Annotated in this window: 8 protein-coding genes and 1 pseudogene; 8 read left to right on the top strand and 1 reads right to left on the bottom strand. The window is 54.5% G+C overall.

The genetic code is table 11. From position 1 onward, the window contains the following. Window positions 1-306: 306 nt before the first annotated feature. The 7 genes and pseudogenes from D0901_RS20645 (at window position 307) to D0901_RS20615 (ending at window position 13,787) form a co-directional block, all read left to right on the top strand. Window positions 307-1,245: an IS110 family transposase gene (locus D0901_RS20645; RefSeq protein ID WP_129142175.1), complete on the top strand. Its 939-nt coding sequence runs from the start codon at window positions 307-309 to the stop codon at window positions 1,243-1,245. A 16-nt stretch (window positions 1,246-1,261) separates the two neighbouring features. Next, a pseudogene (locus D0901_RS20640) lies at window positions 1,262-1,557 on the top strand (IS3 family transposase); the annotation flags it as partial. Window positions 1,558-2,309: 752 nt separating this feature from the next. Continuing rightward, window positions 2,310-4,067 (top strand): HsdM family class I SAM-dependent methyltransferase, encoded by a 1,758-nt coding sequence (locus D0901_RS20635; protein WP_129142174.1) that lies wholly within the window; start codon window positions 2,310-2,312, stop codon window positions 4,065-4,067. Continuing rightward, window positions 4,060-6,561 carry a hypothetical protein gene (locus tag D0901_RS20630; RefSeq protein WP_129142173.1) on the top strand — a complete coding sequence of 834 codons (2,502 nt, stop codon included), beginning with the start codon at window positions 4,060-4,062 and terminating at the stop codon, window positions 6,559-6,561. Before D0901_RS20635 ends, D0901_RS20630 begins: the two co-directional genes overlap by 8 nt. Further along, the gene (locus D0901_RS20625; RefSeq protein ID WP_162500935.1) at window positions 6,551-10,723 is read left to right on the top strand and encodes a helicase-related protein; all 4,173 of its coding nucleotides are present in this window, start codon (window positions 6,551-6,553) and stop codon (window positions 10,721-10,723) included. The genes D0901_RS20630 and D0901_RS20625 overlap by 11 nt, the downstream gene beginning before the upstream one ends. A gap of 12 nt (window positions 10,724-10,735) precedes the next feature. After that, complete coding sequence (locus D0901_RS20620) at window positions 10,736-12,973, top strand: hypothetical protein (RefSeq protein ID WP_129142171.1); 2,238 nt, start codon at window positions 10,736-10,738, stop codon at window positions 12,971-12,973. A gap of 43 nt (window positions 12,974-13,016) precedes the next feature. Continuing rightward, a complete protein-coding gene (locus tag D0901_RS20615) occupies window positions 13,017-13,787 on the top strand; it encodes a phospholipase D-like domain-containing protein (RefSeq protein WP_162500934.1) in 771 nt (256 codons plus the stop codon). A 239-nt stretch (window positions 13,788-14,026) separates the two neighbouring features. Here D0901_RS20615 and D0901_RS20610 read toward each other — a convergent pair whose 3' ends face one another. After that, window positions 14,027-14,557, bottom strand: coding sequence for a hypothetical protein (locus D0901_RS20610; RefSeq protein WP_129142169.1), 531 nt, complete (start codon window positions 14,555-14,557; stop codon window positions 14,027-14,029). 373 nt (window positions 14,558-14,930) lie between these two features. Here D0901_RS20610 and D0901_RS20605 point away from each other — a divergent pair. Then, a partial coding sequence (locus D0901_RS20605) for a transposase (protein ID WP_162500872.1) occupies window positions 14,931-15,172 on the top strand: 242 nt, incomplete at its 3' end.

The raw sequence follows: 15,172 nt of genomic DNA, 5'->3' as shown, positions 1-15,172 counted from the left end.
TCGGATAGTAATACTGAGAGATGCCGGGTGTTTCAGGGTTGACCTGACTCACACAGCGATCGACCTATGCTGAAAGACCTGGTGCCGTGAGGGTTCTCGGGTCTCCTGACCCCCACTCTGATCGACCGGGTAGTGTGTCTTTCCTCGGACCTGTCGGTGACCCGGGAACACCTGGCGGCGAGGGCTCACCTCGTCGATGCATGTGACTCAAGAAGGGCCTGACGCTCGCTGCCTGTCCCGTTACTGTCGTGTCCAGGCTATCGCACTCGGTGAAGCCACCTTGCACTGATAGCCTGGAGAGCCGTCATGACTCAGCAGCACAGTGACCGCCCTGACATTGTCGGTGGCGTCGACACCCACAAGGATCTACATGTGGCCGCTGTCGTGGATTCTCATGACCGCGTGCTTGGTGCCGCCAGCTTTTCGACCACCCGACATGGCTACAAGACCATGCTCGCCTGGATGCGAAGCTTCGGTAACGTTAGCCGAATCGGCGTCGAGTGCACCGGGACCTATGGGGCTGGGGTGCTGCGTTACTTGCAGCGCACCGGCATCACTGTCCTGGAGRTYACTACCCCCGACAAGACCGTCCGCCGCAAGCGTGGTAAGAACGATACCATTGATGCGGAGAACGCCGCCCACGCCGCCTATGCGGGCGTCCGTACCGTCACCCCAAAGACCCGTGATGGCATGATCGAGGCCTTGCGCGTACTCAAGGTCTGCCGGAAGACCRCCGTGGCAGCTCGCCGTGTGGCGCTKCAGATGATCCAGACCCAGGTGATCTCCGCACCAGAGGAGCTGCGCGATCAGTTGCGCAATCTGTCGCGGATGAAGCTGATCCGAATGCTGGCCGCATGGCGTCCCGACATGAGTGGATATCGGGACGTCACAATGGCCTACCGCATTGCGTTGAAATCCCTTGCTCGCCGCTACTTGGAGCTTCATGACGAAGTGGCCGATCTTGATGTCATGATCGTCAGCCCGATACCAGCCTCCTCAGGCAAGACGCAGCGCCACCGACTCAATCGGGGTGGCGACCGAGCCGCCAATAGTGCGCTGCATATTATCGCCATCGGGCGACTCCGTCTGGAGGCGACAACCCAAGCGTATGTCTCACGTCGAGTGGCGGAGGGGCACTCCAAGTTGGAAGCGCTTCGCTGCCTGAAACGCTATATCGCCCGAGAGGTATACTATGTGCTGCGCCATCGTCGCCGAGAGATCAACCAGGCGCAAATTGCCACTTGACGGTTAGAAGGGCGTCCGCGGCAGCCAGTTCAGCAGTGCGGACTGGCAGAGCTTTCTAAAGGCCAATCACCTGGAGGGCAGCATGAGCCGTCGAGGAAATTGCCATGACAACGCCGTTGCCGAAAGCTTCTTCCAACTGCTCAAGCGAGAACGCATCAAGCGCCGGATCTATTCGACTCGGGACGCCGCCAGGAGGATGTGTTCGATTATATCGAGATGTTCTACAACCCAAGACGCCGTCACGGCACGAGCGATGGCTTGTCACCCGTCGAGTACGAACGGCGTTATACCCAGAGCCTGATGGGTGTCTAGAAGACCCGGGGCGATTCAAGTGAAGGCGCTGTCGTTGCCTTCTGGTGTCACGCGAGCTACGGAAGGCATTAATGGTGGGCCCAGCAGGACTTGAACCTGCGACCAAGGGATTATGAGTTCGCTTATAAATCAATAAGATACTGATACCCAAGGAAAAGCAACCGTAATCGAGAGAAAGGTACAGTTCTTTGAAATCAGTAGCTTAGAGAAAGTTGAGGATAGCACACGAAGCTGGTGTGTGTACCGTTGCTGCACCGCTCTGCTGACCTCCCCCAGCTTTCATGAGCAACGAAACGTTGAAAGCTATGTACATGAGGCTCAAGCTGGACCTACCTGCTTGATAGAGCGGTTGCCATCATGGAAGTGGCTTTGCTGATTGTTGTGATTGTGGCTCAGCTGGTCATCCCGGACACTACAGGTAGAGGCTCTAGGCAAAGGGTCTGTATCACGGCAACTTACAGCTCTCGCCCTGAACACGTTCTAGACGGCAATGACCGTAGGTGAGAGACTGCTCTAGGGCCAGCTTCGTGAAAGGTGACACATGCCCCTCTCGGAAGAACACCGGCAGCAGCGAAATTACTATCCCTCGTCGAGCGGGCATGGCATATCGAGTTGTAGATGGTCCCAATCTGGTGCCTTCTTGGCCCCCCGGAGCTCAGCTTCGTACTAATCATGGGTGTCATGTAAAGGATATTTTTCAAAAAAACCTTGGCTACAGATAAGATTCTTTATACAAGCCTAAGCAAACACCCATGAAAACTACTGTTCGTTCCAGCATCGCTGCAAACAGCCAAACTCTCAAAAAACAAAAACAGTGCTTTCGCAAATATTTGTCTCAACTTCGAGCTCTACCTGGCAGCCTCCCCCCCCGAGACATCCTTCTATCGATTCTTGATCGCTATCTAGACTCACCAGAGGCCTTCAAGGGCATTGACTATACTTGCGTCAAAAACACAGCCGTAGATGACACACTCAAATGGCTCAAAGAGCTGAATCTTGAATATGCCGCTTACTGGGTAGGCTCCTTTTACTCCAATCTTATCCCCTCAGAAATCCGTAAGCGTCAGGCAAACTACTTCACCCCACCACCACTGACCAACCGGCTGCTAAACAAGATAAATGGCGGCGAGAAGAGCTTGTTATTTGGCAAAATCATTGATCCTTCCTGCGGTGGTGCAGCATTCCTTATTCCTGCCCTTCTTCGCCTTAAGGGCAATAAGCGATTTCAGAGAATGACCCCGTATGAACGTTTACTTCACGTGGAATCACACTTCTTCGGCGCTGACATTGACTCAGTCTTAGTCGAGATCACGAAGATTCTTCTCTACGCTCTAATGGCCGATGATATCTCTTACTCAACCTACAGACCTCAGTGGAAAATCCTGACTGGAAATGGTCTAGAGGCTTTCAGTGAAGCACTAGGCTCCTTCGACTTGGTGCTGAGCAACCCTCCCTATCGCAAGATGAAGCGTGCTGAAGTGGAGAAGCTAGATGCCCCTCGTCTGCGCAATATTGTGGAGGGCCAATCAAACCTATATGCCCTATTTAGTTTACGGGCACTGGACCTGCTCAAGAATGGTGGCGAGGCTTGTCTCATTACTCCAATGAGCTTCTTTTCCGGGAAAACATTTTGCAAGCTGCGTCAGGCCCTCGACAACGAGGCTCACATCAAAAGCTTGGACTTGATTCATGAAAAGGGTAGCTCCTTCTTCGGCGCAGAGCAGGATGCAGTACTGACTCACTTGAGTAAGACTGGTCATCTTGATAGCCATCAGACGCAGATCCGCCGTATTGACACGGAAGAACGAGTAACCGATTTGGGGAAGTGGACCATTAGCCAAGGTTCCTCGCCCTGGACATTCCCTAGGACAGTTGAAGGTGTACATGTACTGACTCGTTCCCGGAAATTTAACGCGAGGCTTGTGGATTACGGCTACAAAATCGTTACAGGCCACCTAGTCGACTACCGAGATAAACGACTGCGATACGCCAGTCTAGACAAGGCACCGAACCCCCGAAATGTGCTCCCTTTGATATGGGCCCATGCCGTACAGCCGGGCGTACTTGATCTTGAGCGGGCCCGAGAAGCTGGGTGCCCTTGTTTTGTAGATCAATCTACCAATCCAAGCAGAACCGGTGAAATCCATACACCAGCTGTGGCCCTACAGAGGGTTACCGCGCCCAAACAAGCGAGACGCCTGGTTGCTGCTGCAATTCCTACCGAACTATACGAGGCCTTTGGAGGTGTAGTGGGTGAAAATCACGTCCTTTTTCTCGTTGCTACAGAGAACCTACCTCTTATTCCAGCCGAGGGATTGGCGGTCTTGATCGGGTCGTCCTGGACAAATGAGCAGTTTCGTTGCATATCAGGGGCAACTAACGTATCCAGCTATGAACTAGGTCAGTTGAGATTCCCTCCTCCTGAACACCTAGCCGATGCTTACGAAAAAACAAGAGACTGGGCAGAAGCAGTAGCACAGATTACTCAAGGGGACATAGTCTATGCCTGAAGGGGAGATCAGAATCCTACCCGAGCTAAATCAAGAACTGGGAACGTTCATGGAAGGCCTATTGGCTCAAGAGGATACTCCCGAGAAGCCATTGGAATTGTCCAAATCATTCCTTAGGTGGGTGGAGATAACACGCACTCTGGTAGATTCTGGTGGTATTGCAGCTCGTCTGCTATGGCCGGGCAAAGTGCCTCACCCAGGGCTGACCCACCTTATGGCTAACCTCGTCGCCTACGAGGAAGACTCTAGTGCGCTAAGAACCTTGATCTATCCAGCTTCGTTGTCGCGATTTAATCATCTTAACAGATATATCCTCTTCGGAGAGCACCTACGGAAACTGGCTAACGAGTACCAGGAATACTACCTCTCCGAAAACGGCGGCTTGCGCTACAACACCACGCTGCTGCTGTTCGCCCTTGCGCGCTTACCCTGGGTATATGCTAACGAGGTACTGCCGACCTACCACTACCGCACCGGTGAGTCCACCTGGCCCGTTCGCCCCGGGAACCTCTTCCGGGAGAGTGACCTCAGCCACCTCAAAGCTGGCGAACGCAAGAACGCCCGTGCGTTAATGGGGCAGAATGCCGTTCTCGAATCGCCCATGGGTCTGCTCTCCATCGGCGGGCGTGTAAAAAAGGACATGGTTGCACGTGAATTGCACAATCTTTTCGCTGACCCAGTAGCGCGGCCAGGCCTAGTCATCTTCGACGCCCGACGCATTATGCTCAATCTCTCTGGATGGGATCACGACTCCATGGTGGCGCGCCTGGCCGATCTTGTCTCCCTTATGGAGGAGACTACAAACCCACCGGGATTGCTGATTCTCACCGACGCTCCCTCCACTTGGCGTCACTTGCAGATCACGCTAAAAAGCCGTAGCGCTAATATCTCCGAGGCCATGACGCGTACGCTGCTAGACAATAGTGCTATCTGGGCCACGCCCCGTGACCACATGCTTACCCAGTTAAAGGCGGAGACTTTGCAGGCCTACCAGGTTGAGCTCGACAAGCCATATGTCATCGATGCTCACGCAGCATGTGTTATCCGGAAGCTACATCGTTTGCCCTACGAAATGAGTGCCATCGACCGCGATGGTCAGACTGTTCTGAGACATGCTTCCAGTGTTCTAGGCAACATCTCCGCCCTGACGTTAAACCTCGAGAAACTCAAGGCTCTAATGTCAGACATAACAGGCTTCGAACGATCTTTTGACCGCATCAATTGGCGCAAAGCTAAGCGTGCGGTACTCCAGTGGGCCCGTGATGCTAACTGGGTGCTCGAAGGCTCCGAAATTGAGGCAGCGCTCAATGCAGGCGATCAGCTCGTCGAACACTGGAAGGAAAAAGGACAGCCCTTTGCCCAAGCCGTAAGCGAGCGCATAAGTAAGACTCAGGCTGACCACTTGCAGCTGGTGGTTGGCTCCTCTTTGGAAGCCTATGCCTGGAACCAGGCCGGCCTAGCAGGCTTGGAAGCTATACCTATATCCCGGGTTACCACCGATGTGGAGCATCACAAAACTACAATCTACACGGCTCTGACTTCACAGCTGATCGACGAATTACTGCTGACTCCCCAATGCGATGATATCGAGATTGTTCTCACACCCAAACATGTGCGCCTAGCCCAGCACCATATTGAGGGCCTGCTCGCAAGCTCGGGTCTTGAGCCATTCAAGCCGGCTATCGAGGGATTGCTCATGATTTTCGACGAGGCCAGCAGGGATGAGAGCTTTGAAATCCTGGTGCAGAGCCAGACCGGATCCAAAAGAGAGTGGGTATATGACAGTTACAGCTATGGCCCTGAGCTACTGATCCAGTTAGATCACGAGGAGCTCTGGTACCGATGGAACAATTCTCAGTTTCTTCGTCGAAATCGCCAGGGTGGTATGGAGCTGGTGAAGGGACGGAGCCTGCGTAGGGGTGACCGGATACTCGGCATCAGTGATGAACTGCGCGCGGAACTGCGCGATATTCTCAGTGAGAAAGACTTCGATGTCCTTATGTCCAGCCATCAGAGCAGCGGCTTGCTGGGACTCTATCACCGCGAAATTTGCCGCCGATATGAAAGTTACCCGGTATCGGAAGATCAGCGTTTCAAGGCGATTAGTAAAGCTATAGCGCAAGCGTACCCTAAGTTCAACATCAGCCGAGACATGCTGTGCAGCTGGCTAGCCCCAGCTCTAGAGGAGAACCTTAATGGCCGCGCGCATGCTCCACAGAAAGAAGAGCACTTCAATGCCTTTTGCAACATCATGGGTGTCCCGGAGGCAATGTGGGACGTTTTCTGGCAGGCCGTCCGCGCCCACCGCGGAGCCCGGCGACGGGACGGCCGGATAGAGAGCGGCCTGATCCTCATGTATCTGATGAAACCGGAAGCCATCGTTTACCTAGACACGCCGAAAGAAAAACTGCAGCGCTTCAGAGAGCGTCTGTTGATGAACTTCTCGGAAATTACCGATATCACTCCATTGGAGGATGCCGATGATGAATCGTGACAATCCCGCCGATATTCCAGAGACGCTGAAGGAAGCCGTCACTCTGGGAATAGTGCAAATGCTCAATGATCGAGTTGCCGGGAGAGACGAAGATACTGACATTATTTTTGGTACAACACCGACAGATGTCCTAGTCTCCGGTTTCCTGCTACCGCCGCGACCACAGAGCAGCGGGACCGCTAGGAATGAAGGGGATACGGATGAGACTCTCAAGGCATTTGACGAAGGTGATCCGGTCACCCGCCAGATTCATATCAGCAATCACGGCCTGGACTTACTAATCCATGCGCACGGCGAAGGCACCCTCACCGTGCGTCCGCGCTTTAACATCTATCTGCGCATGATCCCAACCCAGGAAGAGCTCGAACAACACAATCTGCGACCGGTTCCGCGGCTCTCTGGGGATGCCCGCCGAGTCATCAGGGAGAAGCTCAGAGCGCGCAAGGAAAGCTCCCTACCAAAAGAAGGGGAGAGCCAGAAAGCGCTCCATGAACGTCTGCTCGACGAAGTGCGCACGGAAATTGGCCTACCACGGTTGAGCATGGAGAAGGACATGGCTGACGAGGCGGCGGTCTCCCTAGAAGAGGCCGTGGACAGCCTGCTGGTTGACGCCGCAGAAGGGGAAACAGTGCAGGGCAAAGCGGATGATACAGCCGACGTCAACGCCCTGTTCGACCCTATTCCCGTGCCACATAAATGGGTGCGTATCCCGGTGCATCCCTCCCCCCTGATCCTGGATTTTCCGGCCTGCCGGTCCGACCTGGACACACATCTTCGCTCTCACGAGGCACTGATACAGCAAACGATTAAGGATGCCATCCAAACCTGGATCCAGACCGATCCCGAACGGGATCGGTACCTCTACCGAAGCCGCACATTTATCCTGTACAGCGAGCTGGAAAACTGGGACAGCTTCATCAATCGCGTCAATAGCGTAGACCAGCCTCCGGTGTTACCCGCGCACAAGGTGGCCTGGGATATCGGTTTCAGGAATAACTGGGAAAATCCAGAGCAACTGAGCACCCGAATATCCCTGATCAACGATAGTCGAGACCAGGATGACAAACGGAAACTTCTGCGGGCTAACCGGGACTGGGAAGGCGCTCTGTTCAATCTAAGCCTCGAAGTGGAGCTTGAGGAGAACCTGCATGTGCCTTTGAAGATGAGCCGCATCGAGCGCTCCTATCGAGTGAACCGCTTCCTGAACTACCCTGCCATCGGTATCAACGGCGGTGTGCGTCGTCTGCGTTCATTACCCGGGCGTATTCGTCTGGGAACCACCTGGACGCCACAATTCACTCAGCCGCGGATGGAGCCGGTACCACACAAGGGCATCAATCGGCGCATACGTGATCTCGCCCAGCCGGGTGGCCACATTCATCTGCTGGGCTTGCGTGAAGCTTATGCGCACTGGATCGATGACGTGGCCAAAAACACCGAGCTAGAGGCAATGGGTTTCAGCGGCGAGGAACTAGAGAAGGAAAAAGGGGCTCTCGCCCGAGATGTTGAGGAAGGCTGGAAGGTAGAGATGGCTGCGGTCAGTGCTGGCCTGCATATCCTGGAGAACTCTCATGAAGCCTGGAAAGCCAGGGGGCCACAGAGCGACCCAAAGGCCGCACCCTACGAGGCTTGGCTGGCCATGAACGAGACCATGGCAAACATGATGCAGGTCTCTACGGGTAAAGACGATGCCCAATGGCGACTGTTCCAGATCGCCTTCATTCTCGCCAACCTACCGACCCTTGTGACACGCATGAAAGCCTTCCATGGCTTGTTTGAGGAATATAGGGACGAGGCAGTCACTCTACTGTATTTCTCCACCGGTGGCGGCAAATCAGAGGCCTTCCTCGGTCTGCTAGTCTTTAATCTTCTACTCGATCGCATCCGTGGCAAGCATTTCGGTGTAACCGCCATGCTCCGCTATCCGCTGCGGTTACTAACCATTCAGCAGGCCAGCCGTACTGCGCGGGTGCTTGCCCAGGCTGAGCTCGTACGCAAGTCACACCAATACGGCGGAGAACCTTTTGCTATTGGCTTCTGGGTAGGCAGTGGCGGTTCACCAAACTGGCGGAAGGATGTTAAGGGTGTTCCCCCCCTGAGCAAGGGGATCGGGCAGCTCTCTGAAAAAGAGGCCAGCGCGTACGAGAAGGCCAAGGAAGACTGGCTCAAGATCATCAAGTGCCCTTTCTGCGGCAATCCCACCATGCTGCGCAAGGCGGACAACGGGCTGCTGGCCCACGTTTGTACCGATGTCCATTGCGGAACTCATGCCGGTCAAGCCTACCAGCCTCTGCCGTTCTACATTTGCGACGAGGATATTTACAAGAAGGCACCGTCGGTACTCCTCGGAACAGTCGATAAGCTAGCCCTTATCGGGCAGAACGACAGCACTCTCAAGAAGGTATTCAGCATGTTCGGACTCGCTGGATGGCTCGATGAGAGCGGAGAACTGGTGACGCCCACTCGCGCCAATCTCGAGGCGGCGGAGAAGACCCAAAGCGGATTCACTCGCCTAAAACCGGCGTTTGAGGACGGTGTTGACCTATTCCACGACCCATTCCCCTCTTTGCTGGTACAGGACGAAGCGCACTTGCTCAACCAGTCCTTGGGCACCTTTGCCAGCATTTTCGAAACTCTCTTCGAAGCCTCACTCGACCACCTAGGCGAGAATATGCCGGACAAGACGGTAGCCGGCTATCCAGGAACCGGGGACACCACCCGCCGCAAGGCCAAGGTCATCGCCGCCACAGCTACGGTATCTGATCCAGAACGGCACATGGAGCACCTCTACCAGCGCAAGATCCCAACCGTACAATTCCCCCATCCGGGTCCAGACATCTACCGCTCGTTCTACGCCCAACCTAAAGTGCGTGATAACCCACCTTCCAACCTCAAGCCGGATCAGGAAGAGCATACTGCGCACTGGTCACGCATTTATTGTGCGGTCCTCACCAACGGCCGAGCCCATACGTCGGCCACGGCCAACATTCTTGGCAACTTTCATCTGATCATCACCGAGCTTTACGAGGCGCTATATAGCTCCGATGAAAATCAACAGGAAGCAGTGCGTCAGAGACTACTGAAGGCCATTGACCCAGAGCACCCCAACGCGGGACAGTTTCGAGACCAACTCCTGCATGAGAGAACCACCCCTGAGCGGCTACTGACTCTTGTAGATCTTCATCGTATTGCGCTCACCTATGTCACAAACAAGAAAGGCGGCGACCAGGTTCTTAATGCGGAACGCGAGGAAATTCGCAAGTGCCACGAGACCAAAGGCCTGCCCTATGAGGGCGAGGTGACAAGCATGATCACCGGAGATGTCTCCCAGGGCGAGATCCAAAACATCATCGACATCGCCGAAAATATTCCGGCTCCGCGTACGCCAATGCCCGGTCTCAAGGGGCTCATGCGCTCAGTAATCGCCACCTCAGCAGTATCACACGGTGTCGACGTCGACGAGTTCAACTCCATGTTTTTCGCCGGGGTTCCCTCGAACATTGCCGAATATATCCAAGCCTCATCCCGCGTGGGGCGCGCACATACCGGTTTTGTACTGTTGATACCGACACCGCAGCAGCGACGGGATCGATACATCGTCGAAGTCTTCGATGGCTTCCACCGTTTCCTTGAACGCATGGTGCAGCCGGCCCCGATTGACCGATTCGCCAGGCAGGCCATGGAGCGAAGCTTCCCCAGCATCTGGCTCAACTATCTCGGAGGCATCCTGCCGCTTTCTAAGTTCCTAGATGCAGACAAGCAGCGCTGGCGGGACGGTTCCTCCGTGAGCCAAGTTCTGCGGGAATTTCAGGGTGGAAAAGCAATCATGAATCGAGAGGCATTCAAGACTTATGTCAAGGAAGCCCTCGGAGTCAACCCGGAATTCCTTGAAGAGAGTAATTTTAAATACTACCGGAAGCATTTTGACGATCTTACCGTAAGATTGATCAACCGCCTGCAGAAGGCCGTCAATGAATATAGCGACTCGGGTGACCTGTCGATGTACAGCTACTTCAGCGAATTTGCAATCGTAAAGGAAGAACAACCCATGACATCTCTTCGTGATGTGGATGAAAATGGGATCATTACGCAGAAAGCCAAACGGGAAAAGATCAAGGCCACGCGCACCCTGCTACAGGTGGCGAAGCATGGCAAGGCCTGAGGAGCATCTAGAATGAATGACACTCGCACTAGTGACACTGCAGAAATTAAAGCCAAGATTATGTCACGCTCGCGCAGCCAGCTTTTGTCAAGCTATGCGCCGGGTAAGCTGTTTTCCTTTGAGGACGGACAGGGAAGCTGCAAGATCCTATCCGTTAATAGCACACCTTTCCCGGGCAACGACATCCTTTACATCCAAATGGCCTATCTAATTGAGGATACCGCGTCTGGCTGGTACAGCGTAGGTATGCGTTGCAGTGACAACATCGCCCCCCGTCAGGTGCTAGACAGCTCACTGCTCACGGAGCATGGCACAGTCAACAGGCTCAAAAAGCTCGACACTCTGTTTCATGTCATGAACCCCGACCAGATGGGTTATGAGGTCTTCCCGCTGACCTATACTTGCGGCCACTGTGACTACTTCCTGCGCTTCAACAAAGAGGAGCGTGCGGCGTCATTCTTCAACTCGAATGACGCATGCCCGCACTGCGGTGGAAAACCGCAGTGGCATCAAGTCGATGTGGTTAACGTGCATCCTTCTGGCCGGGTCGAGCCACTATCACCGGCCCGCTGGAATGTCGACGAGCATGGCGAAGTCTCTCAATGGAGCAGTGGCTGCACCTCCTGTGGGAGCACCGAATACACGCTTGACCACCGCAGTAGCAAGCTAAGCGAGTGGCAGTTTATCTGCGCTAACCCAAACTGCATCCAACCGCGAGATATCATCAACAACGACCGTGAAACCCTGGAGATCCTCGACAATCCGCTGGAGCGCATCCGGCTCGCGCGTTTCCGTGCCAGTCCAGCCAATGCATCAAGCACGCACTACACAATTCTGGACCAGTTTGTCATTTTAGGTGGTCTAGGTCTCACTGATAGCGAACGGCTGGAGGAGTTAAAGGAGATCATAAGCCGGGATGACCATGCAGCATTGGAAAAATTTATCGCCCACCGATATGGCTATGTGGGAGATGAAATGGATCCTGAGGATATAATCAAACGCCTAGACAAAAAAAATCTCAAATCAGTCGCCCAGGAACTAAAGCTAGCATATGAAGGGTTAAAGGATGCCCAAAATGAAAAAGCCTCTTCGAGCATTCTGTCAATCATAAAGAGCCACTTCGAGGAAGCTAAAAGAAAGGCTATTAACGCCTGCAACGAACTTAAAGATGAAGTATTCCAGGCCCCACCAGAAATTCGTGACAAGCTGATACCGGCCGTGCGTCAGGAATTCTCCTCTCGCTACGACCCCTTCCTGCTGGCTGTGGAACACGACTCGCTGCTCAAGGACATCATCCAGAGCGGAACCCATGGCGGCAGTCGCGTGTTTGTTCCCTTTAACAGCCTCGACGATCTCCTGGCTCCCAATGATCCGGAAGAGCGAGCTGCGATAGAAGACCGTGTCAACCAAGCCATGCGAGCTCTGGGTCTGGAAGAGGTCGGCCTCCTGAGAAAATTCCCCTTGTGCCGCTTCAGCTACGGTTTCACTCGCCGCGAGTCCAAACCTTACGTGGAAGAACAGAATGTCGTCATGCCGGTGCGCTTGAATTTGTTTCCCGTTTTACTAGGCGGCGACAAAACCGGCCACAAGAAAAGCCACAACAAACATCCAATCTACGCCATCAATCAGGATAATGAGGCACTCTACTTTCGGCTCAGTGAAGATGCTGTCTATCGCTGGCTGCAGGCCTTCGATGAACCACTGAGCGATCTTTTCCAGTGGACGCCGGGAGACGAGGTCGCCTTTGGCGGCCGCCTCCTTGAACGAGCACTTCCCTGGGGACGCTACGTGGACAAACTCAATCCAGAAGACACCCACAAGGTGTATCCCATGGTGTACACCCTGCTACACTCCTTTGCCCACCTGGTAATCAACACCATCGCTCAGGAATCCGGCCTCGACCAAGCCTCCCTAGGGGAGTATCTTTTCCCTGCGGACTTAGCCTTCGTGGTCTACCGCAATGGCGCCACCATGGACCTAGGCAACATAAGCTCACTTTGGCGCAGTCGACGCGACGCCCTGTTGAGCGACATGCTCAGCCCGCGTGCAACCCAATGCGGCTCCGGCAGTTTATGCGACAGCCGCGGCGGAGCCTGCCCAGACTGCATCATGATCCCTGAGGTCAGCTGCCTGGCGGGTAACAACCTGCTAACCCGCTCAGTTCTGCGCTCCGGTCCCAATTCCTATGAAGCTACTCGTGAACTCTGTCCCGTCCTCCCGGGGTTCTTTGATGTCAACGAATCCGCTTGAACCTACCGTCCTGGATGCGCTTCTGGATTCCGGAGACATTAGCGTGCGCACGCTGCAGGCCCTGAACACACTTCACCTGCGCTCGTCGTTCGACATTCGCAGCGTAGCCCACATGGGTCACATCCCTCGAGACCAGTGTCGGATTATCGCGCGCGTTCTCGGGCTGCTGGTCAGGGCCAATCTGCTGGAGACTCTCAGCGGAGAACGGTATCGATGCAAGAGGGAAGTCAACTACGCCTATCTGTCGGGCATCGTCGACGGAGCGATGGCAGGGCTTCGGCGAAATACCAGTAAAGAGCCGAAGATGATCCTAACCCTCGGCCGCCATGCCACCCACCTGCAAACTGCGGTCCATGCTGAAGGCTTGCGCCCCAACTTCGAGTCCACAGGAGATCTTATTAGCCACTTGGCAGTGCGCTCGAAAAAGCGACTAACTTTAGTCACACCATTCTATGATCACCAAGGGCTTATCTTTTTAGAGAGGTTGGTGAGAGATGCACTACCTGAGTCGGCCGAGGTTCGCCTGATTACTAGGTGCCGGGAAGAAATACCATTGGAAGCTTGGCTCGAAGAAAAACCTGAAATCAGCCGACGAATCACGCATCGCTACTACCGCAAAGCATTGGAGGATAACTTTTATGAAACCTCACACGCCAAGCTAATCCTCGCCGACGACACCCAAGCTTACGTTGGCTCCGCCAACCTCACCGCTGCTTCTCTTAAGCTTAGTAACGAACTAGGACTTTGGGTTCAAGGGGATATAGCAATCGCTCTCTTTCGTCTGAGCCAGGCATTGTGGAATGCAGCTATCTAGTGCTATCACGCCCCCTTAAAGTGCCGCACTCACAAACAAGGTAGTCTTGCATAAAAATTTACCAGTAATGCGAAGGTTGTCGTACTCTTCTGAGAAACCACGGAGTCATCAAGCGAACCGTGCACAACTCACAGCCTAGTATCTCTCAGCCATCCTCAAAGTAGCGAAGAACCCAGCCATAGCCCTTTTCGGCTGGGTCAACCTTGAAGCTATAACGCGGCATTTCCATTCTCCTCTGTTCAAACCAGATTCCAACGTTTTCGACTACCGTAAGCCAGCGCCATCACGCAATCATTAATCTCGCAGACACGTTTCTGTAGCTCCTTGATGCTGATCTCTTCCTGGCTCTGCCGCTTGATCCGCATGCGAGGTAAACCCAGCTGGGTGCCGCCCGCGTTTTCAATGACGTCGGTCAGTGCGAAGGATGCCTGGATCAAGGCCGAGAGCTCTTCTTCGTTCATGACCGGCTGACGTAGCAGTGTGGCCCGAACCAGCGCCGATGCCCAGCGAGTGCGATTCGGAAAGCCCTCGTAGGCGGCCCGCTCTGTGATCAATTCCTGCTCCTGCCGAGTCAGCCGAATCGATAACTTGCAGGATTTGGGGCCTCGCATCATGTCTCGCCCCTCTTCGGCGATGCTCTCCCCACGGACGCGCTGGATCATCTCCCGTAGTACGTCTGACTCCGAACGGCCAGATGCCTCACAAAGGCGCTGCCAGGCTTCCTTCTCGGCTGGTGTCAGCCTGGTCTTGACCACTGCAGTTTCTGTCATCTCGTCCTCCTTCATCGCGTGCTTCCCATCGAGTCTGGTACCAAATGCCAGCACGCTGCCGGCAACTGCTACCACTTTGCGAATCCTGCCCTAGCTCAAAAACGCTCATGGATTTCGTACGCACGAAATTTTGACTCTGGCAGTGCCCTCTCGCGCTACGAATAGGGCGGTGGTACCACGTGCTGGCAGTTCGCGAATCCTGCCCTAGGCCACAGTCACGTGGATTTTTCGTACGCACGAAATCTTGCCGACTTCCCACTATGGCTTCCACAGCCAGTGGTACGTTGTGGTACCAACCCGCGAACCCTGCCCTAGCCCTAAGTGCGCCTTTCAAAACCTTGAAAGCGGCTCTAGCCATTCCTAGATTTTGGGCATGGCTAAGAAGATCGTATCCGATGAACTCTGGTCTATCGTCGAGCCGCTACTGCCTCCGCCTCAGCCCAAGCCGCGTGGCGGCCGACCTCCCGTTTCCAATCGTGCAGCCCTGACAGGCATCCTGTTCGTCCTGCGCTCGGGTATCCCTTGGGAGATGTTGCCTCAAGAGATGGGCTGCGGTTCCGGCGTGACCTGTTGGCGGCGCCTGCGCGACTGGCAGGAAGCGGGTGTCTGGGAACG

The sequence above is a fragment of the Modicisalibacter coralii genome, assembly GCF_004117855.1.
Lineage (GTDB): Bacteria > Pseudomonadota > Gammaproteobacteria > Pseudomonadales > Halomonadaceae > Modicisalibacter > Modicisalibacter coralii.
Note: the sequence above shows the minus strand (reverse complement) of the source record. Positions and strands in the feature narration are given on the sequence as shown.